The organism is Flavobacterium geliluteum, from assembly GCF_017948595.1.
Lineage (GTDB): Bacteria > Bacteroidota > Bacteroidia > Flavobacteriales > Flavobacteriaceae > Flavobacterium > Flavobacterium flavipigmentatum.
The window spans coordinates 60002-84016 of the sequence record NZ_JAGFBV010000021.1; the positions used below are offsets into that span (position 1 = coordinate 60002).

The window sequence follows — 24015 nt, forward strand, 5'->3', positions numbered from 1 at the left end:
AAAATAAAGTTTTATTATAAAATTAGGATCATGATAAGAAAAAAAATAGTTCCAAATCCAACACAGGAAGCTGTAGTCAACGAGGAAGTACATTCAGATGAAAATACGGTAATTGCTTCAGATGCAATTGCTTCTGAAAGTGTTGAAAAACAACCGGATTCGATAAATGAAAACGCAAAGCCTATAAAAAGAACGGTTAGAAAAATACCTCTTATAGTTTCAGAAGAAATTACATCTGAAAATTCAGAGTTTTCTTCTTCAGAGTCTTTAGAAATAGTCGAAGATTTTGTTGCAGATGAGAAAAAAACAAAGAAAGAAAAGAAAGACAAACTAGCTGGAAAAGAGGAGAAAGAAGCACTATCGAAAGGTAAAGCTAAAAAGAAGTCTAAAAAGCAAAAAAAGAAAGTTAAGGCTCAAAAAAAGAAGGCTCAGAAGGAAAAACAGAAAGAAAAAGCAAAGGATAAAAAGAAGAAGAAAAAGCTGAAAATAAAAGAGAAAAATGCTAAAATAAAAAAGAAAGCAATGAAAAAATTGCGAAAACTTTTGAAAAAGAAAAGCAAAAAGTAACAGTAAAAACCTCTGAAATTCAGAGGTTTTTTTGTTTTATGCTAAAAAGTCACGAAACCACAAACCAGATTGTTTTATGGTACGTTGCTGTGTTTCAAAATCAATATGAACGAGTCCAAATCTGGCATTGTAACCTTCGGCCCATTCAAAATTATCGGTAAGACTCCAAACAAAATAACCGTCAACCTGGTAACCTTCTTTTTTGGCCTTGAGCAACTGTTCTAAATTATCCTGTATAAAATGTGTTCGTCTGATATCGAATACCTTTCCATTGGTTACTTTGTCAGGAAAAGCGGCCCCATTTTCGGTAATGATAATCTTTTTAATGCTTTTATAGTCATTAAATCTTTTGATAATATGATACAGAGCAGGCGGGTACACTTCCCATCCCATCTGGGTAGCGGTAACATTTCTTTTTTCGGCACTCACCAATTCAGCTCCAATATAAGGCGTTAATAAGGAGTGTTTTACAATTTCTCTGGTGTAACATTGAAGACCTATAAAATCAAATTCAAAAGCCATTTTTTCGAGATCATCGTCCAAAATATAATTTTTGAGTTTCTTGAGTACGGGCAAATCACTTTGTGGATATCCAAGTCCTAAAATAGGTTCTATAAAAGTTCTGTTAAGTAAAGTATCGACGCGTTTTGCGGCTTCAATATCTTTTTGCTTTTCGGTTTCGGGCTCAATGTATGTACACGAAAAAGTAGTACCAATTGTGGCATTCGGCAATGTGTTTCTAAGTATTTTGGCACCCGCGGTTGTAGATAACGTTACGTGATGCATGGCTTTCAGGTAATTGGTAATACCTTTTTTGCCGGGTGCATGAATACCAAGAAAATATCCGGCTCCTGTAAAAACCGATGGCTCGTTGATGACCATCCAGTTGGTTACTCTATCCCCAAAATATTGTGCGCAGACAGCGGTATAATCAGAAAACCATTTAACACATTCCCGATTCGTCCATCCGCCTTTAAGTTCCAGAGCATGAGGTAAATCCCAATGATAGATCGTGATCCAAGGGGTTATATTACATTCAAGCAAAAAATCGATAATGTTGTTATAATAGTCAATTCCCGCCTGATTGATAGGAGCGACACCAGTTGGCATGATTCGCGACCAGCTAATGGAAAACCTAAAGTTTGGAATGTTTAAATCGCGTACTAACTGAATATCATTTTTGTAAAAGTTGTAGAAATCGCAGGCATTTATGGCATGATGACCATTTTTTATTTTACCCTTTTGGGAAGTAAAAACATCCCAGATAGAAGCACCTTTGCCATCGACATCATGTGCACCTTCTATTTGAAATGCTGCTGTAGAAACTCCCCAAAGAAAATCTTCTCCAAATTGTTCTTTGCTTAATTGTGAGTTCTCGAATTTATTCATTTAATAGTACTTTCCAGTTTTTAATGTAGAAAAGTAGATTGCATAGCTCTTAGAAAAAGCCATTCTTTAAATGAAACTAAAAAATTGAAGTGAAAGAATTTCATAATGTTTAATTTTAATCAAATTAATGAAATCTTCTTAAATATAACGTAACGTAAATGTTATCAGATAGTTAACTTTGGTGGCTAAATTTTAAAAAAACCTCTAAAATACTGAAACTTTAGAGGCTTTTTTTTTAATTGAAAGTTATTGTTTTATAATTGGCAGGGCTTTATTGCTTTCCTTCGTTTTTACGAAATAGATTCCGGAAGCATGATCGGCAATATTAATTATATTTCCGGAACCTTGCTTTATTTTAATTCCCAAAGGAGAATATACCGTCCATTCAAGTTCTTTTGAAAGATGAAATGTTCCTTTTGAAGGATTTGGAAATACTTTTATGGCGTTTGATGCTTCAGATGGAATCTCAACACCAAGATTACAATTATGTACCATATAAGAAATGTCTTTTGTATTACTGCCGTTTGCATTGGTAACGGTTAGCGAAACTTCCTTGTCTCCTTCGGTTCCATATAGAATAGTGTGCGGTCCAACTCCAGTTGCTGTAGCAGGTTGAGCACTGTCACCAAAGTTCCACAAATAAGTATCTACGGTTCCTAATGAAACAGATGTAAAAGTAACCGGTGTATTAATACATCCCATCTGTGTATTTACTTCAAAATCAGCAATTGGAGCCGTATTACTTCCTGAAAGTGTAAATTCCATTTTATTGACGTTAATATCTGCTTCATCAAAAAATAAAGTGATAACATGAACACCTTCAGTTAAAGAAACGTTCGTAATTGCCGTATTTTGCCATGCTTGAAAACCTCCGGTATTTTGAACGTTTACAGTTCCAGTTACATCGATGCCATCTACTTCAAGATGTACTTTTCGGGTATTATATGGAGTCGAAATTCTTAAATTAATAGTATAATTTCCTGTTGTATTAACTTTTGCAGTGTATTTAAGCCATTCGTTTCTGGCAACATAAGAAATATTAAAACCACCTTCATTACAAGCTTCTGTTCCAACGCCATCACCAGCTCTGTAAGCAGTATCGCCTCCGCCATTACTATCAAAATAAGCAGCCGGACCTATATCATAATTCTCAGCTTCGATGATGCCCGGAATTTGGGCAATTGTTCCCTGATAAGGCGCAGATTGAAGTGTAGTTGCTGTGTAAAATGCAGTATATGTTATTGTACCACTGGCTGGTGCCTGAAAAGTTTGATTGACAGCACCACCCTGACTCCAATGGTCAAAATCATATCTGATATTGCTTACATATTGTGGCGTAGGTGCATTAAGTGTTTGCAGCGTTGCATTGGCTACGACCTGTTTTGTTGCTGGTGCCACGACAGGTTTTTGGTTGAATTCTAAATTGAGTAAAGCGGGTGAACTTGTAGTGGTAACATCAACCAGATTTGGTCTGATATCTACAAATTTTGTAGCCGTTAATCCGTTACTGTCTGTTACTTTTATCGTAAATCGATACCAAACGTTAGGTGTTTTTTCACCTTGATTAGAAGCGATAAAATCTCCTGATTTTACACCTTGCGGACTTGCACCTGGATGCGAATGTCCAGCTCCGGGAACATCTTCGTGAAAAAGATCCATACTCCATGAAAAAGCACTTGCAGGCAATATTCCGTCTTCAGTATCGGTCGCCGTAGCTTCAAAATGAATGATATCGTCTGCATTCCATTTTAAGGTTGATAAAGGAGAAACTAAATTGACCGTTGGAGCATTGCTAAAAGGAGTTATTGTAAGTGTCGCCGGATTACTTGTTACAGACCCTGCTGTGTTAGTAACGACAACACGATAAGCTCCGGCGTCTGCTGTGGTCACATTCGGAATAGTGTAACTTGCGTCTGTTGCTCCGTTTATATTTACATTATTAAATTGCCATTGATACGTTTGTCCGATACCACTAGCTGTTACATTAAAAGTAACCGGATAGGTTTCCATTATACTTTGTGACAGAGGATGATTTACAATTGTAGGAGCTGCAGTTTCAATATAATCGAGTTTTATAAGGGCACCATTGTTTCCGTACGCACAATAATAGATATAACCATCATTTCCTAACATCATTCCAAGTGCTTGTTGATGTGGTGCGGTGTAAAATTCGGTTGAAACCGGATCAGTAATTGTCGGATCAAAAGATCTAATGGCATTACGAACGAAATCTTTGATAATAAATTTTCCCTGCAGATTAGGGTATCGGGGTGTGGTCGGATTATACAGTAATCCATTGGTCAGAGCATTTCCGATACTTCCCGTAGCATAAGTGAAGATGGGGTTGGTAAACAAATTAGTTTCGGTTTGATTTCCATCGCCGCCTTGTGGATGTCCCCAGCCATAATTGCGAATGGTCGGATTACTGATTTCGTTTATTTCTTCCCATGAAGTTCCAACATCCAAAACAAATAATTTATTGGCCGTTACATTAGGAACCAGTCTCCAAGGATTTCTAAAACCATAAACCCAGATGCTTTGTCTTTGTACAGAACCACTTCCGTAGAATGGATTTCCGGGAGCTGGCAGACCGTCTTCAGTAATTCGGAGAATTTTTCCTTTATAAGTATCCAGATCCTGAGAATTGGTATTTTGCTGGCTATCGCCAACGGTCACATACAGAAAACCATTAAAGAATTTTAAATCGCCACCATTGTGAAAACCTCCACCGATAGGTTCTAATAATAAAATTTCCTGCCTGCTGACAACCTGATTAGCATTGTCAATTTGCACTCTTTCTATCCGATGTCGTATTATGGCTCCGTCATTGATGGCATAAAATAGATATATAAAACCGTTTGTTGCAAAATTTGGGTGCAATGTAAGTCCGAGTAAACCTTGCTCGTTATCTGTAACGGTTGTGACTGTAAAAACGGTCGAAACGGTACTGTTTTGAAAAACTTTTACAATACCGGCTCTTTCTGCTATAAAAATTCGACCGTCTGAGGATTGTTCTAGTGACAGACCTTCTCTAATAACAGCTGTAGGAGCCAGATTCTCTGTGATATATTGGCAATTGGCCTGCCAGGATATCATTAAAAAATAAGTAAACATAACAAAGCTAAACAGCTTCCTTATGTCGGTTTTTGGAAGTAGATTTTTTTTCATAATTATTTAGAAAATTAAAATTTGGGAAATCAAATCTAATCTTTTTCTTCCTAATTGTTATAATAAAAAAACTAATTTGTATGGTTTTCTTCCTAATTTAAATATTTGTTTAAGAGTTGTTTACAGCTATTTCTCCACGATCATAGTGATTCCCTGACCTCCCGCGGCACAAATAGAAATAAATCCTCTTCCTGAACCTTTTTGGTTTAATAATTTAGCCATTACACCAATAATTCTTCCGCCAGTTGCCGCAAAGGGATGCGCTGCTGCGAGACTGCTTCCTTTTACATTCAATTTGTTTCTGTCAATGGCTCCCAGAGGTTTTGGTAAACCTATTTGTGCACTAAGTTCCGGACTTTCCCATATTTTTAAGGTAGCCAAAACCTGCGCTGCAAAAGCTTCATGAATTTCATAATAATCAAAATCCTGCAAGTTGAGTCCTGCTTTTTCAAGCATTCTGCTGGCGGCAAATAAAGGCGCTAATAAAAGATTTTGCTGGTTTTTTACATATTCAATTGCTGCAACTTCGGCAAAAGTTATATACGCCAAGATAGGTAGGTCATGTGTTTTTGCCCATTCTTCGCTTGCCAAAAGTACGCATGAAGCACCATCTGTAAGTGGTGTAGAATTTCCTGCGGTTAATGTTCCGTTTTTTTTATCGAAGGCAGGATTTAATTTGGCCAATTTTTCAATACTGCTGTCTTTTCTCAAGTTATTATCTTTATCAAGTCCCTGAAAAGGAGTAATCATATCATCAAAAAAACCTTCATCGTATGCCTTTGCCATATTCAAATGACTTTTTAGTGCCAGATTATCCTGGTCTTCTCGGGATATTTTATAATGTTTTGCCGTAATTTCGGTATGGCCGCCCATCGAAAGTCCGGTTTGCGATTCTTCATTCCGGGGAACTAATGGTGTCAGATCTTTCAAACGGAGCTTTAAAAACCATTTAATTTTTTCTCCAAATGATTTTGCTTTTCGGGCATTCAACAATATTTTTCTTAAATTTTCGCTTACCGAAATCGGCATATCACTAATAGAATCAACGCCGCCGGCAATACCGCAATCAATCTGTCCGAGAGCAATTTTATTTGCGATATAAATAGCACTTTCTATACCCGTATCGCAAGCCTGTTGCAAATCGCAGGCAGGAGTTGCGGGATCAAGAGCCGTTTGCATCACACATTCCCTCATTAGATTACTGTCTGCGGTATGTTTGATTACGGCACCACCAACAACCTCACCCAATAATTTTCCTTCCAAATTGTATTTTTCAATCAATCCATCAAGTGCGGCGGTCATCATTTGCTGGTTGCCCACTTCTGCGTAAGCAGTATTTGCTCTCGCAAAAGGAATTCTGTTATAGCCAACAATGGCGACTTTTCTAACGGTATTTGGAGTATTCATAGCTTTCGGAATTATGTTTCAAATAGATAAAAAATAATGATAAAGATAAGCACAGTTATTTGTAAAAAGAATAATCGAGCAGAAGAAACCGATTATTTTACAAATTCAAGCATAAAAATTATCATTAAGTAACATTGGCATAAACGAGTTTGAAGTTTTTATCCATAAAATTGCAGATTGTTTTTTATCAATATTATAAAAGACATTTCATGATTTCTCCATTTGAAAAAAGCCTAACCTATGATTTTTAGAACTACTTCTCAACACAAAATATATTTTTTGCGCCTATCGATTGTTTTTTTTATTTTTTTGAATTGTAAAGTGACTGCGCAGCAACAAAAAAGGCTTGAAGGCACTCAAATTGCTTTTTTATCAGATGTGCATTTACAGGATTTATACGGAAAATTTTCAGATAACAATTACCGTGGAATTTTAAATCCAAAAACAGGCAAATACACTTTGTTAAGATCAATGGCGTCTCAATTGCATTCGACACGAATTTTTAATGAAAATTATTTTGCTTTTATTGCGGCTTTGGAAGATATCGCTAAGCGAAAGATCAAATATGTAGCGCTTCCTGGTGATTACACAGATGATGGGCAACCGATTCATGTGCGTGGCTTAGCTGAAATTTTAAATCAATATCGAAAAAAATACAACATCGAATTTTTTATAACCACAGGCAATCACGATCCAGTTGGGCCTTTTGCTCAAGAATCAGGAAAGGAAGATTTCTTAGGGGAAGAAGGTAAAAATCAGCCGATTTACAGCAAAGAAGGCATGTATACGTCAAATTTGAAGATAGAACTGCCTGTTGTCGTTACCGCAGATATTGCTAAAATGGGTTATTTAGGAATTACGGAAGGCTTAAAAAACTTCGGATTTCATCCAAACAAAAAATATAAATTTTGGGCAACGCCTTTTTCTACGTACACTTCTCAAAATTATAGTTTTGAAAAAGCTTCTCAAGCCGCATTGCTACAGAATCGAGTGTACCATGTTGCGGCAGGTTTTGAAGTTCCGGATGTAAGTTATGTGGTAGAGCCGATAGAGGGAATTTGGCTAATGGCGATTGATGGCAATGTTTATATTCCGAAAAAAAATGCGACCGTCGATACTAAAGACTCTCAAAATTATTCGGAGTCAAGTACTGGCTATAATAATGTTTTATCCAATAAAAAACATCTTATAAAATGGGTCGAAGATATTTCGGCGCAAGCCAAACAACAAGGCAAAATACTCATCGCTTTTAGTCATTTTCCGATGATTGATTTTAATGATGACGCTTCTGCGGCAATAAAAGAATTATTAGGTCCCAATAAATGGCAGCTCAATCGTGTTCCTACCGAAGAAGTAGCGCAGCTTTTTGCTGATGCAGGTCTTAAAATTCATTTTGGTGGTCACATGCACATCAATGATACGGGAGTTCGCACCACCGCAAAAGGCAATACATTGGTCAATATCCAAACGCCGTCGTTGGCGGCTTACATTCCGGCTTATAAATTATTGACTATTAAAAAAGAGAATCTGGTTGATATACAAACCATAACTATTGATGATGTGCCGAAATATGCCGAACTTTTTGATTTATACCAAATTGAACATCGGTTTTTAGAAAGTCAGAACACCCAAGATATTTGGAATATCAATATTCTGAAAACCAAAAATTATCATGATTTTACCGATTTTCATCTAAAAGAATTGGTTCGTTTGCGTTTCCTGAAAGATGACTGGCCAAATGGTTTTAAAGATTTTATTCTAAATACTTCAGGCGAAGATTTGTTGCTTTTGGCCAATATCAAATCGGAGAAAGATTATGATGAATTGCTAAAGAATAAAGCTTTTTACAAAAATGAATGGACGGAATCCCAACTTGAAGTAGAAAAAACTTTAACCGAAAATAATCTGAAGAAAGAAGACCTAAATTGGACAGGTTACGATTTTTTGGTTGATTTCTACCGTTTTAGAAGTGCAGATGAACTGGCTTTGGCAGATGTTGGAGAAAAAAGAGTAAAACAATACAAGCTGTTATCGCAAGTATTTTTCGAAAATTATAAAGAAAAAAATCTTTCGAAAGAGAAGCCTCTGCAAAACCAAATGCGTCTTTTTCTGCTCATTTTTAATAAGTTTATGAAAGAAGTTCCAGCAGATCATTTCAGCGTTGATATGAATTCTGGAGTCGTTAAGAGTCTGGTTGAATAGTGTTTTTTTGTTTCAAATTTCAAGTTTCAAGTTTTTCAAGTTTCAGGTTTTTTGGAATGCTTTTGATTGCACACTTCATAAGAATTGGTGTTTAATGGCACGTAGATGTCGTAAATCAAACCTGTTTGTCATCCCGAGGCACGAGGGATCTTCGCAAGAAACTAACATAAAGTATTTCCTTAGATTGTCGAATTACTAACGGGGATCCCTCGTTGCTCGGGATGACAGACTATGAGAAAAATTAGGTTTCAGCTATATATAAAATTAACCGCAAAGACCGCAAAGTTTTTTATCTTAGTTAGCTTAACAAAAAAACAAAGTTCGCAACGCTTTTTCAATTATTAGCTTTGCGAACTTTGCATTTCCATAAAATATAAATCTCAAAAATCTAGTGTTCTTTGCGGTTAGATTTTTCCCTCATTTCAACCTAAAACTATTTAACGCCATTTACCGGATTTTCTCGCACATAGCTTCCATCATCATATTTTATCTGATAAGGCGAGTTAAAAAACGTACTTGGCAAATAATAATCAGTTGTGATAATTTGTGCTCCCGATTTTTTGGTAGCTTCAAAATGTTTGTAATCATTGGCTCTGGCTTCTTTAGTATCAGAATCGGCTCTGGTGCGTATGATGTATCCTTTTTTTACTAAAGCTGCAATTTCAGAATCTTCAGAATTGTTTCTGAAAAGTGTCGCCGCTTCTGGTTTTCCGGGTTCGGCATTAATAAAAACAGCGCGTCCTTTTAGAGAAGGATGATGTAAGGCATACAAATCTCTTTTGGCTCCGTTATTATCCAAAATAAACAAAAATTTGCCTTTTGCTTTTTTCAAAGTTGGCCAATTGTGATGCAAAACGGCTTCTTCAAGCGTTTTATACTTTCCTCTCACCATATCAGGTGTGATTAATTTTTCACCTAATCCTTTGCGAAGTTCCTGATCTAAAGCATCAAATATTTCGGGTGTAAAATCTTCAGGTTTAGTTCCGAAAAAATTAGCGTCACCATCTTTTGGTTCCAACGTAATAAAAACGGGTACGTGATCCGGATTTGCATCTGACCATTTTTTTAATTCCTGAAGGCAAATTTCAAAAGTATAACAAGAAGTCCTAAAATCGATATCTGGCATGTGAAACACTTTAAAACCGGGCTTATTCATTTGTCCGTTTGGGTCATAAGCCTCTTCAGATTTGGCGATGTCCATTCCTTTTGGATGCGCATATTTTCCACCTTTGGTATCGGCGAAAACATCAATTTCTAGATTTCTCAAGCCTTTATTGAGCTGTTCTGTAATGCCGATATGTGTGTATTGCAAACCTTTTAAAGAGCGAGAAGTGTCTTTGGACTGAATAATATTATACAAATCGGTTTCGATCGCCTGTCGGTAACTATTGTGCGAGCCAATGACCTGCAATTGATTAATTTTTAAATTATCATTTTGCGCAATACAGGAGAAATGTGCCGTAATAGCAAGTAAAAATGCAAACAGAATTTGTTTCATAACTGTAGAAAATAATTGGTATTGGGATAGGAATGTGGCAAAATTATATTGCTTTTTTGAAACAACCAAGTTAAAACCGCCCTCTGAGTTTTATGTTAGTTAAAGAAAAATAAATTGCAAACTTAGTATCATTTTTACTATCCAATACTGGTATTACTACAGCAAATTAATTTATTATTTAATTAAAAGATAACCTTCAGGAAAAAAATATCGCTACAACATTTTATTATTTTACATCTCATTATATGAGCCCCTTTAGTTATGAAAAATCCTGAAATTTTTAATCAAACGTATACCACTTACTGGAAAAAGCTCAATGCATTTTCGTATACGATGACTCAGGATAAAGACTTGGCGCAGAATATTGTTCAGGATGTTTTTGTTGATTTGTGGGAACGAAAAGAGGACTTAAACATTAGCGCTATAGAACCTTATTTGTTTAGGGCAGTAAAAAATCAAGTTTTTAAACATTACCAGAATAATCGTTTTGATAAGACTGTTCTCGAAGATAAATTTGAAGATTACATCATAGATAATTTTGCCACTATTGATCCCGAACTCACCGATTTACTTTATTCCTTATTGGACAAACTTCCTGAAAAGCGTAAGGAAGTTTTGCTTATGTATAAGTTTCAGGATATGTCAATAGAACAGATTGCGGATGAGCTCGGAATATCGAAACAAACCGTCAAAAATCAAATTTCGGCAGCCTTAAAACAATTGCGTGCGGGCATGAAAGAAATCACTTGGTTACTGCCATATCTTTTTCTTTCATCAAAGTTTTTAAGATAACTTTCAGTTAATAGTTTCATAATATTTTAAGGTAGTACGATTTCTGATTTTGGGTACTTATTGGTAATAATAAGTAATATGATCAGAAGAATCCAACACAGTTTAGAATATTTAATTGATAAAAGTTCTCGAAAAAAAACATCTGAGGCAGAAGAAAATCTTTTAAATAATTTCGCTTTAAGCGAATATCAAAAAGCAAATTGGGACGATGCCTCGATGGGAAGTGCCGACGATGCTTCGCAGGATATTTTTAGAAATATTCAACTACAAATAGGGAAGCAGCGTACTTTTTCTCCTTATTTAAAATATATGGTGGCTGCCAGTATTCTTTTTTTAATTGGTTTAGGGTTCTACTTTAAGCCGAATGTTGCTAACGAAAAGCAATTAACCTTCAGAACATCAGATGTCCCCAAATCGATACAATTAAGTGATGGTTCGAAAATTTATCTGGCAGCAAACTCATCATTTCAATATCCTGAAAAATTTTCGGGAGACCAGAGACGAGTTTCTTTATTAGAAGGAAATGCTTTTTTTGAAGTAGCCAAAGACAAAAAACATCCTTTTATCATTAGTTCAGGAGAACTTCAGACAAAGGTTTTGGGAACTTCATTTCACATTCAGTTATCAAAATCAAAATGCGAAGTGATTGTAGTTACGGGCAAAGTAAATGTGGCGACAAAGCACCAAAGTGTTGATTTAGTGGCAAGTGAAGAAGCTTTATTTGAAAGAAAATCATTAACGAAACAAAGTATCAATAAGGTCTTTTTGGTCAATTGGTATGCAACCGACATCACTCTAAATCAGGCGACATTACAGGAGGTCATCAATATTTTGCAATACAAATACGGAGTTGAATTTGAATACAAAAACGAGTCGGTTTTGGCTACCTCATTGACGGTATTTATTCAAAAAGAAGCAACGCTGGAAAGTGTTTTAGAACAAATTAATTATATCACGAACCTAAAATTCAAAGTTTATGGCGAAATAGTAAAAGTGAATTAAATATAAAAAAAGCAGTTGCTGAAAATCACTGCAAGTAAAATAAGTATCGAAAAAAAACAATAACTTAAATCATGTATTTTAAATCCATTTATTTAAATCTAAAGAGCATTGCCTTTTTAGTGCTGGCTTTACTGGTCGTTCAGGGCGGTTATAGTAAAACTAATTTTAGTAATAAATCTAATCTAAAAAATAGAATAGAAAAAGCGACTCTAGTCTCTATTTTTTCAAAATTGAGCAAACAAACGGACTATAAATTTAGTTACGGAGAAGCTGTAATAGCAGACAATACGGTCTATACTTTTGATTACACCAACGAATCTGTAGATGTAATTTTGAAGGAACTTTCTAAAAAAGCAAATTTCAATTATAATATTAACGGAAAACTGGTTTTAATTCAAAAAGCAAAAAACAGCGTAATAAGCAAAAAAGCAATTGATAAAATTACAGTTAAAGGAAAAATTGTTGACGAAAATAAAGTCCCAATTCCAGGTGTTACTATTTTAGAAAGCAATACTAAAAATTCGGCAGTTACTAACTTTGATGGTGAATTTGAGATTACGGTTGGCGATGGAAAAACAATTGAAATCTCTTATTTGGGTTATAAAACAAAAATCGTAACGGTTCAGTCTTCTTTTATGACGATTCAATTAGAGCCAAATACCTCAGAACTAAGCGAAGTTTTGGTGGTTGGATATGGTAAACAGTCTAAAAAAGATGTTACCGGAGCTGTAACACAATTAGAAGCGGCCAATTTTAAACAAGGGGTTAATATCTCTGTTGATAATCTGATACAAGGAAAAGTTGCAGGAGTTCGTGTTGTCAATACGAGTGGAGAACCGGGCGCAGGCGTAAATGTAACCATTAGAGGAGTTGGGTCTATCAGAAGCGGCAGTACACCTTTATTTGTGGTAGATGGTGTTCCGTTATCAAATGAAGGTGTAAGTCCGACTGGAACAAACGTTGGTTTTGGAGCTTCATCTGCCAAAAATCCTCTTAACTTTTTAAATACAAGCGATATCGAGTCGATTACGGTTCTTAAAGATGCTTCTGCGGCGGCTATTTATGGAGCAAGAGGTTCTAACGGAGTGGTACTTGTTACAACTAAAAAAGGATCAAAAGGCGAGGGAACGCTTACTTTTGATACCTATATGGGAGTGGCCACTGTAGCCAATAAGCTGGATGTGCTAAGTGCAGATCAATACAGAAAAGCCATTAAAGACCCTGCTTTTGATCACGGCGGCAATACCGATTGGCAAGATGTAATTTATAGAACTGCCATTACAAAAAACAATTCGTTGTCTTTTTCTAAGCAAACAGAGTCAGGAAATTACTTTGCTTCGCTTGCACAAATGGATCAGGAAGGGATCATTCATAACAGTAATTTTAAACGTATTTCCGGTAGAATTAATGCATCAGAATCTTTTTTGAAAGACAAACGTTTGAAGGTAAAAATGAATCTTACTGCCAGCGAAACAAAAGATGACGGCGTTCCTACAAGTGATGATGGAGGTTCTAACGGACAATTAATCGTTCATACCTTGATGGCCAACCCAACCAGATCTGTTTTTGACAGTAACGGAAATTATACCAACTTTAATATGAATGCGCACTACAATCCGGCGTATTTGTTGAGCATTTATACTGATCAAACCCGTACATTGAGAGTTTTAGGAAATTTAGAAACTTCGCTTAAAATTTTTAACGGACTGGAATACAAACTTAACATTGGTATTGACCGTTCTACGGCCGAGAGAAATACGACCATTTACCCAAACTTAACCGATTTGAATCCAAAAGGGAAATACGTACAAAACAATCTTGATTCTAAAAACTCTTTGGTAGAGCATTATTTAACGTACAATCTTTTACTGGATAAACACAAATTTGAAGCATTGGGTGGTTTTTCGTATCAAAAATTTGAAAGATCAGGAACAGCTTTTAGCATCGACGGAATTGCCAATCAGGGAGTAGGCGTACAGCCTTCTATCAATCCCGGTTTTGCAGGAACGCAGTCAGGAGTTACTGGTTACGCTCAGGAGAACGAATTGCAGTCTTATTTTGGAAGGTTAAATTATACCTTTAACGAAAGATACCTTTTAACAGCTTCGATGAGGGCTGACGGTTCAACTCGTTTTGGAAAAAACAACAAATACGGCTACTTTCCGTCATTTGCTTTAGGATGGAATATTGCCAAAGAAAACTTTCTTGCAGAATCAGCAACAGTTGATAACCTGAAGTTAAGAACGAGTTGGGGACAAACCGGAAACCAGGAAGTAGAGAATAAAATTACGCAGGCAAGTTATTCTCTTTCGGGAGCAGATGGGTATTATTTGTACAATGACTTAAATTTGGTCAATGGAGTTTCGGTAAACAGAACACCAAACCCGAACTTAAAATGGGAGGTTGTAACGCAATACAACGTAGGTCTTGATTTTAATTTATGGAAAGACAAGCTTTACGGAACCTTAGATTACTTCAATAAAACCACTACCGATGCTATCTTAAATATTCCTTCGCAAGCTTTGAGTCCAACGACTACAATCTGGACGAATATTGATGGTGAAATTATCAATAAAGGTTTTGAATTTATGTTAGGTTCAAAACTTGTTGATACTAAAGATTTCACTTGGAATGTTGACGTTAACGGTGCGACATTAAACAATAAAATTGAAAATTTACCGATTTCAGAAATCTTAACAGGAACAATTTCAGGACCTGGACAATCTGGAGTTAATGCCAATATTTACAAAAGCGGTTATGCAGCGGGTTCTTTTTATTTGTTAGAACACACCGGTTTTGATGCCAACGGAGCAAATGTTTTTAAAGATCAAAACGGAGACGGTAAAATTGATAACAGCGACAGGATTATTATCGAAGGCGCTTTACCTACTTTTTACTATGGATTTAACAGTGATATGCGATACAAAAACTTTAGTTTCTCTTTCTCGATTATTGGTCAGACAGGAGGTTATTTATTGAATAATACAGGGTTGAATGCTTTAAATATCAATAATTTAGCTTCAGATCGAAATGTGGCTACAGGTTATTATGAGTCGGGAGCCAATGCAACAAACGCGCCAATTTTATCTACCTTATTTTTAGAAAAGTCTGATTTTATCAGATTAAATACTGCCCGAATAGGATACAATTTTGATTTAAAAAGCGTGAGCTGGATAAATGGTTTGACACTCTATATTACAGGTAATAATCTTATCACGATCACCAATTATTCCGGATACGACCCTTTAATTAACAGTCCGAAATCAAACGGGGGAAATCAATCTATAGGTATCGATTATGCGGCGTACCCAACTTCTAGAACTTTTAGTTTCGGAGCAACTTTAAAATTATAAAACATGAAGACAAAAACAATTTTTAGTTTAAAAATCATAACATTATTCTCTTTTATTTTTCTCTTTAGCAACTGTACTGATTTGGATGAAGTTGTATTAGATGAGGTATTGGGAGAAAATGCCTCTAACCCTGCCGGAGCATTGGCAGCGGCTTATGACAGATTGGGAGACAGGACTTTTGTAGATCATTCGGGAGTTTTTTCTTTACAGGAATATACTTCAGATGAAGCTATTTTGCCAACACGAGGGAGTGACTGGGGAGATGGCGGAAAATGGAGAGATATGCACGAGTTTACATGGAAGTCTGATAATGCGATTGTGGTAGACAACTGGAATTTGTTGACCAACGGAATTACACGTTCGTTAACGGCTATTCAATCTATCGAGGAGAGTTCGATCACAGAAAAGAAACTGTTTCTAGCCGAAGCAAAAGCGCTTTTGGCTTATTACACGTACGTAACTTTAGACCTTTACGGACAAGCACCTTACAGAGATCCGATGAACCCAAGTGCGCCTTTGCAAATTTTAAAAGCCGATACTCAAATTGATAAATTAATCACTGATGTCGAAGCTCTGATACCGGATTTAGCCAATCTAGGAGAACAACAAACACATCACGGAAGGTTTACCAAACAGGCAGCTTACGGCTTTCTGAGTACGATGTATCTGAATCGTGCTGTACTAAAAGATCGTTATAACGCGACATCTAATTTTAATTTTAATGAAGCAGCTGTAAATGGTACAGGAACCGATATGGATCGTGTTATTTATTATACTTCTTTATTGATTGATTCTGGAAAATTTAGTTTAGAAAGCGACTACTTCAAAAATTTCTCAAGAGACAACGACAATGGCAAAGAACTTATTTTTGCTATTTCTCAAAAAATTGATTACATCCGTAACGGTTCTAACAGTTTTGCTTATGTATGTATGGAGCGTAATCAGCGCGTATCTGCAGCAAACAGAGGAACAAACGCAGCGTGTACGACTCCTGAATTTTATGCCACTTGGGATGGCAATCATGATGACCCGAGATTCAACCAGGCTTATCAGTACGCAGATGGTACATGGTTTACCAATGACGGAACAACGCCAAGCGTTCCTGCTACAGATATTATTCCGAAGAGCACAAACTTGCCTTGGTTTCATTTTACAAGAGGCATTGTAGCGGGACCTCAATATGGTCCAATATTATTACCTTCCGGATCACTGGAAATGGTGGGTAACCGCATTAAAGTTTCTCCACTTTATATGGAAAAAAGCACAACTACAAGAATGGATTTTACGCCTTCATTGACTTTTAAAAACCCGGCTCAGTCGGTTTTTGCTCAGAACGAAATTAATCAGGGTGCTCGTATTTTTAAATATGAATTTGATCCGGAAGGAGGAAACGGAAACAGTAACGTAGATATTCCGTTATTTCGTCTGGGCGGCATTTACACAATGAGAGCCGAGGCTTATTTTAGAAAAGGAGCTACAGGTTTGGCAATGAATGATTTAAATATATTGCGTACCAGCAGAAAAAGAGAGTCTTTGTACGGAAATGCACCTGGAAAAGCGCTTAGCTCTATAGACGAAACGAAATTGTATAACGAAATAGGTTTTGAATTGTATTGGGAATTGTACCGAAGACCACAAATGATTCGTTTCGGGAAGTTTGATTTGCCGGGAACAGCAAAACCAGCATCTCAACCTTACAGAAGGGTGTTTCCAATTCCTCAGTCAACGATTGATGTCACTAAGGAATTCAAACAAAATCAAGGATATAATTAGTTTTTTTGTGTTAGTTTATTTTTTTTTTATCAAAGCCTGTTTCTTCCGGAAACAGGCTTTTGTTTTAGCACTATTGACGATTACAGACTTGTAAAATGGTTTAAATATATGCTACCACAGCATCAAACGGTTTTGCGATAGGTACAGATTCACTAATCAGAAAAATGTCGAAAGAAACTTTTGCAGATGGCCCACAACTTATTGATGCAATTGCAAAAGAAGATTTTAAATCGGGATCTGTTATGGATCAATTAAAAACTATTTTTGAGAAAACTAAATGCAAGTAATGTAACTCATTCATTCGGACAGGCCGAATGATAGCTTGAAATTTTTTCTTGGACGATTAAGAAGTCTCGCATGCGTATTGAATTACGATAGATGTTTACTGTAGAAAAACTTTGTTATGAAAACGATTGCCTAGCCCAGATAGAAGGGAAAATCCTTTTTAGGGCTATTTTTCTTAGCCCTAAAAAGATTGGAATGATAGCTGGAAATTGCTCCTGAATACACTTTATCTCGTCTAAACAGAGAGGTTTGACATAATTTTTTCAGTGAAAGACAAGAAAGTATAATATAACAAAACAGTTGCATTATCCCTTTTTTATCAACGGAATTACCTTTGCACCAATAAGTTCAATTGCATTCATTAATTGAGCGTGTGTGAGGCCGGCATTATCCATCTGGAATGTAAATCGATCAATTCCGCCAAGCGATTCGCTGTGGCGCAGTATTTTCTCGGCAACACGTTCCGGTCCGCCCACAACCAAAACGCCTTGGTCATCGATAAGCATATCAAACTTGACTTTGGTTACAGGTGGCCAACCACGCTCTAATCCTAATTTTGTCCAGAGTTCGGCGTAGCCAGGGTAATAGGTTGCTATTGCATTTTCGTTATCGCTTCCGACAAAACCAGGTGAATGTAGCCCTACTTTAAGTTCGTTTGGTGCATATCCAGCCGCTTTTCCTGCTTCTCGGTACAAATCGATTAAAGGTCGAAATCGGTGAGTTTGGCCACCAATTACGGCTACCATCAGCGGTAAACCCAAAGATCCTGCACGTACAAAAGATTCGGGAGTACCTCCAACACCCAGCCAGATAGGTAGTTTTTCCTGCACGGCCCTTGGATAAACGGGTAAATTGTGCAATGCAGGACGAAATTGTCCTGACCATGTAACATATTCATTGTCGCGAATTTGCAGCAGCAATTCTAGTTTCTCTTTAAAGAGCGCATCATAATCATTCAAATCAAACCCAAATAACGGATAAGCCTCTATAGACGACCCGCGACCAACGACAATTTCGGCTCTTCCTTTCGAAATCAAGTCTAAGGTGGCAAAACTTTGGTACACTCGCACAGGGTCGGCGGCACTTAAAACAGCTACGGCGCTTGCGAGCCTTATTCGGTTTGTTCTAGCTGCGGCAGCACTTAGTATTACAGCGGTTGCCGAATCTAAAAACTCTTTTTTATGATGCTCGCCAATACTAAAAACATCCAGTCCGGCTTGATCGGCCCACTCAATTCTTTGCAGCAATTGTTCCATTGCATCTACGCTGCTCAGTGTATTGTGGTCACCGTACATTGCCGAAGCAAAACTGTCTATTCCTATTTCCATGATCTTTAATGGTGTTAAATTTATTTTTTTAATGTGAAAAACCCAATGCAACGCTTATTGATATGATCAAAATTACGATGAGTGTGATCACGGTATACAGGTAGTCTTTTTCGATAAGGAACGAAAAAAGCGAGAGTAAAATACGAAAAATTGGCGTTAGGAAAAGAAGAATGATTCCGAAAAAAATTATAGAGGTTCCACTTCCGTGAATGGCACCTTGGTAAACAGACGAAATGACTTCGAAGATACTGCGATCCTTCTCCTGAAACACCGAGTAATTTTCGACTTCGTGACCGTGATGTATCAAATAAATAACTCCGCCAATAAAAGCCACCGTGAGCGAAATCCAGACGCCGTAACGCAATAAATTGCCTATAATATTCTGGAAATCTTTTTCTCCAAATTTTTCTTGCTGCATCGTTTTATATTTTACCATTTATTCCGCTATAAATCATGTTTACCGCCAAAACCAGAATCAGGCAGGCAAAAAAGATGCGCAGTTTCTTGGGGTTTGTTCGCACCAATACTTTGGCCCCAGCCATGGCTCCAAACAAAACACCAATGACAACAGGCATGCAGATTCCGGGTTCGATGTAGCCTTTCTGAATGTAAATCACAGAGCTGGCCATAGCAGTAACGCCCATCATAAAATTACTGGTTGTGGTAGAAACCTTAAACGGAATTCGCATAATATTGTCCATCGCAATCACTTTAAAGGCTCCAGAACCTATTCCTAATAATCCCGACATCATACCCGCAACGCCCATCATTCCGAATCCGCCGACCACATTTTTGGTTCCGTAACTCATTATTTGGCCATCGTGCGTGGGGTAGGTTCCGGGGAGTTTCAGCTTCTTGGCCAATGAACTTGATTCTAATACAATATGTTCTTCTTTCTTGCGAAGCGAATTAATAGCAGAGAAGATTAAAGTGAGTCCGAATAAAACCGCTATAAAAGAAGTAGGAGCAATGGTAGAAAGCAAAGCGCCTCCTACGGCTCCAATAGTGGTGGCAATTTCGAGAAAAATCCCGAGGCGAATGTTGGTAATTCCTTCTTTTACGTAAGCGGCTGCAGAACCAGAAGAAGTAGCGATTACGGAGACCAAAGCCGCACCAATTGCATAATGAATATCAACACCCAAAACGACTGTTAAGAGCGGTATAATGATGATTCCGCCGCCAAGACCTGATAATGAACCAATAAAACCTGCTAAAAAAGCACCGAGAATCATAATCAGTGTAAATGTAAGTACTGTCATGCGAATACAATTTATTTAAGGCTAATTTACAAATAGATATTTGTCTATGGAGAGTTTGGTCTTATAATAAAATGTGAAATCTGAGTTGTGAAAAGTTGATTAAAGATTTCCGTATAGCAATTGAATGGTATGAAAATCGGATGATCCGTCAAAATATTTCTCTAAAACTTCCTGAAAGAGTGATTCATTGTTCTGTACGCTGGCAAACAAGGTCATGCTAGATCTCAGGATTTCATCATCTGGCATTCCGAATATCTCTAATGCCGTTTTTTCTTCTGTTTTTAGAAGTTCAGCAGCGACTTCAATAAGATGTTTTCCCAGAATAGGGTGTTCCAAATAAGCGATGGCTTCATCGGCACTTTTTATTTCGTAAAACTTTGAAGTATCGCTCGATCCAAGTCCTTTTATTTGAGGAAAGATAAACCACATCCACGGCGATTCTTTTTTTCCTTTTTTAATTTCAGATAATGCAGTTAAGTATAATTTGTTTTGAGCCTCTAAAAAACGAAGCAAATCTTTTTTATTGTAAGCCATTAGGTAAAATATTTATTGGGGCATTCTGGCGGTAAATCTACTGAAAATATATTGAGTTTTAGAAAGCAAAGTCCTTATAAAAAGTTTTTTTTGTGCAAAATTTAGCTTATTATTCAGTTGTTTTTTACCCTGTTTTTTCATGAAGAAATGTAAAAAAATCTGCTTATCAATAATTGTAACTTCGATTTGAATAATCGTTTTAGAGCTGACTTTTAAAATTAAATTTTTTGGTCTCAATAGATAAGTATTTGCTAGTTTTTACAGCTATGACGAAATGTCATGTATTAATAATTATTAAATCATTAAGTCAGATTACCAATTATTTATGATTTTTTATATAAAGTTATAGTTTAATAAAATAATTAATAATACAGAAGTTTTATTCGAATCTTAAATTAGTTCTCGTTGTGTTTTTTTAGCATTTCTTAAGCTTTAGAATATAAAATATACTCAGATTTTTAGATAAACGAAGAAAAAAATGTGATCGTTATTTTGTAATTTTTTTAAAGTATCGTATAAGTGATTTTAGATTGTACAAACTAATTTTGATGGAAACGAAAATAACATTTAAACTCCACAATATTATGATACACAAAATTGACACTGTAGACAATATGGTTGCTTTTAGAGCGCTGGCAGAAGTTACCAAAGATGATTTTAAGACCGTTGTAGTTCCTGCTATCGAAGAATTGGTAAAGCGAACAAATCAAATTAATTTTTTATTGGTTCTAGATACAGACCTTAAAGATTTTACTGCTGGTGCTTGGCTTCAAGATGCTATGATTGGCCTTAAACACTTAGGAAAATGGAACAGATCTGCAATTGTAACAGATTCAGACGATATTATTGCTTTTACTAATGGATTTAGTGTAATAATGCCGGGAGAATTTAAAGGATTTAAAAAAGAAACTTTCAATAAAGCGTTAAATTGGGTAGAAGGAAATATAAATTAAGAATATTGTGTGCGATATTAGTTCTTGATTTTCAGTAAATTAAAAATAGTGCATTGCCAATGTATTGCGCTATTTTTTCGTGTCTTTTTTTGTTTCGATTTCAATTTTCTCAATCTCAACTTTTTCCTTTTTTATAGCTTGTCTAAGCAATGCAAAAAGACTCATATAGATATTGGCAACAAAAACCAGCGAAAAACCAGCAATGAGATAGCCGCGCCAATCATTCAGTAGTAATTTGTATTCGCAAAGAACCAGAAAAAACAATGTTACATAATGACTAAAGCAATATTCGCAAGTAAAGAGGTAAAAGGCTTTTCTTCTTAACAATGTTCGTCCTTGATTAGCATTTTTTTGACACCATTCTCGGGGTTCCTTAAAAATTTCTTCATGCGTAACTGTCCAGGCGATACAGGCAATCGGAATTGCCAAAACAAAAAGCCAAACTATTTGTGTGGATAAACTCATGATTATGATGATTAAAATTTTAAAAATAAATACTAAGTATTTGTTTTTAAAACATTTATATTTATTAATTTAAACTAAAAAATTAAGTAAAGATAATTAAAAAAGAAAACCGTTAAGTATAATAACTTAACGGTTTTCTTTCTCGATAGGCAACTAAAATTGCCCTGAATTGTCTTTTGGAAAATTCTTCTCAGAATCAAAATCTCTTTCGTTTGTGTTATCCAGATCATTTTCTTTTCTGACGATTTCGTCTTCCTCTTCTTCCAAATTGGTTTGGATTTCCTCGTCTAAGTCGTCCCGATTAGCATCATTGGTAATCAAATCATCTTCATTAATGATACGCTTTTCGTTCGGAATGTTTTCATTTCGACTATAATCATTTGTCTCATTAATAAGATCCTCTTTCTGATAGTTATTTGCTTTATCAGCATATGATTTTTCATTATCAATAAGAGTATCCAAGTCTTGATTAGAAGAATCCCGCTTGCTGCGAAAATCATTCTGACTGTTTTGGTTTTCCATAACAATTACTTTTTACTCGTTGCCGTTTTCTTCATATCTTTTTCAGAAGATTTTGGAGTACTTTTGGTAGTTTCCTCTTTTTTTGCTTCCGTTTTTTTGTTTGCTGATTTTGCACCAGATGTGCTGCTGTTTTTTGAATCTTTAGTGTTCATGATATTTAAATTTTAATTGTTTGTATCTTACAAATCTACTTCTAAATGCTTTTTTCTTTCTTACAGAATAAATAAACGTAATTGTATAATTAACAGCTAGTTATAATGTAATTTTTTTCAGATAAAGTATAATTTTTTTCATCAGAAGTTGAATGTTTTTTATCAAAATAATTATTGATTATCAAATATTTGAATGCTAATGCGGAGCATCAAAAACTAAAAAACTCCAAATTGAGATGTATCTACAAGAAGCAAAAGAGGTTGAACGTAAAAACCCTCCAAAATCAAATGACTTTGAAGGGTTTGTATAGAATTTATACAAATTTAAGACAGATCAAAAATAAAACAACAGATAGGCAATGTTTAGATTCTAAAATCTATGCTATTCATTTGATATTAGCACGGTTTTTAAGCTATTTTGATAAGAAAATCAGGAATTATTTTCACTCTGGTTATCTTGCGGTTAAATTAAGAGATACCGTTTGCATATTTCCGCTTCCATCAAAGCGTTCTCCCCAGATTTCGATATAGTCATTTTTTTTCAGCTGAACGGTTGATATAATTGGCAGTGCTAAAATACCTGATGTTGTAAAAAGACCAGTGGTACCTTTGCCATATACTTTTGTTTCGGTAAGGACGATGCCATTTCTGGCTATGTAAAGGATTACGGTAAAATCGGCATTACCCTGATATGAAACAGAAGCCGCTACCTGAAAATACCTGGTTTTGTTTCCTCTGTAAGTTATTCTATTGTCTCCATCTTTCGTAAATCGAAACAGACTGTTAGAAGAAGAAAATATTGTACCAAATAAAATGCCGGTTGTAGTAACAAGAAATGCAATATTGGCTCCATTAATGGTGCTAAAACCACTGTTTTTTTGTATCAGGCTAAAGTTGCTTTAGAGTGTTTTTAGCAGATGATAGCCACTGTTAGATCAGTCCATGATGCAAAAAATAATTACTGATCTATATTCTGGAGCGAGCTTTAATTTACGGTTCGGTTAGCACTTATGCTCGTAATTCTACTGATGCGGAAAGTTTTTGTTTTGTTAAATTTGAGAGAAGATTCCAAAAATAAATTTGGCAAAAAAGTATTTAATTTTTTACTTTCGAATATATTTATTGTATTAGATTTTAAGGCTTAAACGGCAGTAAAAAACGTTTGCCCCCCATTAAAAGTACAAATCGTTACCTTTTTTTGTGACTTTTGCATCTATATTGCGACCAAATTAATTTAGGTAATTAATTCAAGTTGCTAGTTTCTATAGTATAAAAAACAAAGCAGAGGTTTAGTAAATTTGTTTTGCGAACCAATAAACCTCACCAATGCTTTGTAAAGACAAAATTATATCAATTTTTTGTTTAA

At 35.7% G+C, this 24015-nt stretch carries 19 protein-coding genes; 8 read left to right on the forward strand and 11 right to left on the reverse strand.

Annotation, left to right across the window (positions count from 1 at the left end):
- The first annotated feature begins 30 nt into the window (after positions 1-30).
- Positions 31-567, forward strand: coding sequence for a hypothetical protein (locus tag J3495_RS13280; RefSeq protein WP_210667031.1), 537 nt, complete (start codon positions 31-33; stop codon positions 565-567).
- Between the two features lie 36 nt (positions 568-603).
- Here the strand turns inward: J3495_RS13280 and J3495_RS13285 are convergent, their stop codons facing one another.
- From J3495_RS13285 to J3495_RS13295, 3 genes are all read right to left on the reverse strand, one after another.
- Positions 604-1956, reverse strand: coding sequence for a GH1 family beta-glucosidase (locus tag J3495_RS13285; RefSeq protein ID WP_210667032.1), 1353 nt, complete (start codon positions 1954-1956; stop codon positions 604-606).
- Between the two features lie 246 nt (positions 1957-2202).
- Complete coding sequence (locus tag J3495_RS13290) at positions 2203-5124, reverse strand: PQQ-dependent sugar dehydrogenase (RefSeq protein WP_210667033.1); 2922 nt, start codon at positions 5122-5124, stop codon at positions 2203-2205.
- 126 nt (positions 5125-5250) lie between these two features.
- Positions 5251-6531 carry an acetyl-CoA C-acetyltransferase gene (locus tag J3495_RS13295; RefSeq protein ID WP_210667034.1) on the reverse strand — a complete coding sequence of 427 codons (1281 nt, stop codon included), beginning with the start codon at positions 6529-6531 and terminating at the stop codon, positions 5251-5253.
- Positions 6532-6771: 240 nt separating this feature from the next.
- Between J3495_RS13295 and J3495_RS13300 the strand changes: the two genes are divergently transcribed.
- Positions 6772-8733: a metallophosphoesterase family protein gene (locus tag J3495_RS13300; protein ID WP_210667035.1), complete on the forward strand. Its 1962-nt coding sequence runs from the start codon at positions 6772-6774 to the stop codon at positions 8731-8733.
- Between the two features lie 433 nt (positions 8734-9166).
- Here the strand turns inward: J3495_RS13300 and J3495_RS13305 are convergent, their stop codons facing one another.
- Positions 9167-10231: a phosphatidylinositol-specific phospholipase C1-like protein gene (locus tag J3495_RS13305; protein ID WP_210667036.1), complete on the reverse strand. Its 1065-nt coding sequence runs from the start codon at positions 10229-10231 to the stop codon at positions 9167-9169.
- A gap of 261 nt (positions 10232-10492) precedes the next feature.
- Between J3495_RS13305 and J3495_RS13310 the strand changes: the two genes are divergently transcribed.
- From J3495_RS13310 to J3495_RS19330, 5 genes are all read left to right on the forward strand, one after another.
- A complete protein-coding gene (locus J3495_RS13310) occupies positions 10493-11023 on the forward strand; it encodes an RNA polymerase sigma-70 factor (RefSeq protein ID WP_210667037.1) in 531 nt (176 codons plus the stop codon).
- A 78-nt stretch (positions 11024-11101) separates the two neighbouring features.
- Positions 11102-12025, forward strand: coding sequence for a FecR family protein (locus J3495_RS13315; RefSeq protein ID WP_210667038.1), 924 nt, complete (start codon positions 11102-11104; stop codon positions 12023-12025).
- A gap of 71 nt (positions 12026-12096) precedes the next feature.
- The gene (locus tag J3495_RS13320; RefSeq protein ID WP_210667039.1) at positions 12097-15378 is read left to right on the forward strand and encodes a SusC/RagA family TonB-linked outer membrane protein; all 3282 of its coding nucleotides are present in this window, start codon (positions 12097-12099) and stop codon (positions 15376-15378) included.
- A 3-nt stretch (positions 15379-15381) separates the two neighbouring features.
- Positions 15382-17151: a RagB/SusD family nutrient uptake outer membrane protein gene (locus tag J3495_RS13325; RefSeq protein WP_210667040.1), complete on the forward strand. Its 1770-nt coding sequence runs from the start codon at positions 15382-15384 to the stop codon at positions 17149-17151.
- 164 nt (positions 17152-17315) lie between these two features.
- Positions 17316-17438 (forward strand): hypothetical protein, encoded by a 123-nt coding sequence (locus tag J3495_RS19330; protein ID WP_262898267.1) that lies wholly within the window; start codon positions 17316-17318, stop codon positions 17436-17438.
- A gap of 303 nt (positions 17439-17741) precedes the next feature.
- Here the strand turns inward: J3495_RS19330 and J3495_RS13330 are convergent, their stop codons facing one another.
- The 4 genes from J3495_RS13330 to J3495_RS13345 form a co-directional block, all read right to left on the reverse strand.
- Positions 17742-18764, reverse strand: coding sequence for an Atu2307/SP_0267 family LLM class monooxygenase (locus J3495_RS13330; RefSeq protein WP_210667041.1), 1023 nt, complete (start codon positions 18762-18764; stop codon positions 17742-17744).
- A gap of 28 nt (positions 18765-18792) precedes the next feature.
- Positions 18793-19200 carry a DUF1634 domain-containing protein gene (locus J3495_RS13335; protein WP_236025465.1) on the reverse strand — a complete coding sequence of 136 codons (408 nt, stop codon included), beginning with the start codon at positions 19198-19200 and terminating at the stop codon, positions 18793-18795.
- Positions 19187-20023: a sulfite exporter TauE/SafE family protein gene (locus J3495_RS13340; RefSeq protein ID WP_210667042.1), complete on the reverse strand. Its 837-nt coding sequence runs from the start codon at positions 20021-20023 to the stop codon at positions 19187-19189. Before J3495_RS13340 ends, J3495_RS13335 begins: the two co-directional genes overlap by 14 nt.
- Positions 20024-20122: 99 nt before the next feature.
- Entirely contained in the window at positions 20123-20557 is a 435-nt protein-coding gene (locus J3495_RS13345) for a DUF1810 domain-containing protein (RefSeq protein WP_210667043.1), read from the reverse strand.
- Between the two features lie 584 nt (positions 20558-21141).
- Here J3495_RS13345 and J3495_RS13350 point away from each other — a divergent pair.
- On the forward strand, positions 21142-21510 hold the full coding sequence (locus J3495_RS13350) for a SpoIIAA family protein (RefSeq protein WP_210667044.1): 369 nt from the start codon (positions 21142-21144) through the stop codon (positions 21508-21510).
- Positions 21511-21579: 69 nt separating this feature from the next.
- On the opposite strand, the gene J3495_RS13355 is transcribed toward J3495_RS13350, so the two are convergent.
- The 3 genes from J3495_RS13355 to J3495_RS13365 form a co-directional block, all read right to left on the reverse strand.
- On the reverse strand, positions 21580-21975 hold the full coding sequence (locus J3495_RS13355) for a hypothetical protein (RefSeq protein WP_210667045.1): 396 nt from the start codon (positions 21973-21975) through the stop codon (positions 21580-21582).
- A 153-nt stretch (positions 21976-22128) separates the two neighbouring features.
- Positions 22129-22497, reverse strand: coding sequence for a hypothetical protein (locus J3495_RS13360; protein WP_210667046.1), 369 nt, complete (start codon positions 22495-22497; stop codon positions 22129-22131).
- A gap of 5 nt (positions 22498-22502) precedes the next feature.
- Positions 22503-22649 (reverse strand): hypothetical protein, encoded by a 147-nt coding sequence (locus J3495_RS13365; protein ID WP_210667047.1) that lies wholly within the window; start codon positions 22647-22649, stop codon positions 22503-22505.
- Between the last annotated feature and the right edge of the window lie 1366 nt (positions 22650-24015).